Origin of the sequence: Streptomyces sp. URMC 126 (genome assembly GCF_051386555.1) — a bacterium.
GTDB lineage: Bacteria > Actinomycetota > Actinomycetes > Streptomycetales > Streptomycetaceae > Streptomyces.
Genome location: NZ_JBPQTX010000806.1, coordinates 1 through 279 on the forward strand (window position 1 = coordinate 1; position 279 = coordinate 279).

Genomic DNA, 279 nt, shown 5'->3' on the forward strand with positions numbered 1-279 from the left:
CTCAAGAAGGGGAGGGTCCGAGCCGGTCCGCCAGCGCGGCAAGGGCCTGCGTGCCCACCAGGTCCCCCGGCAGCAGCGGCACGTCGAGCAGGGGGACGTCCGGGATCCGCTGCCGCAGCCGGGCGAGGTGCTCGTCCTCCAGCCTCCGGCGGCGGTCGAGCAGCTCACCGGCGTCCCCCGGAGAACGGCGGTTGGCGACGAGCGCGGCCACGTCGACACCGAGGCCGGTGAGCTTCTCGTACACCTCCATGGTCTCGGCGATCGGAAGCAGTTCGGCGG

Annotated in this window: 1 protein-coding gene; it reads right to left on the reverse strand. The window is 73.5% G+C overall.

Going from position 1 to position 279, the window contains the following annotated elements:
- Window position 1: 1 nt before the first annotated feature.
- Window positions 2-279 (reverse strand): ArsA-related P-loop ATPase (locus ACSNOK_RS34000; protein ID WP_436784599.1); only part of this gene is annotated, 278 nt, incomplete at its 5' end.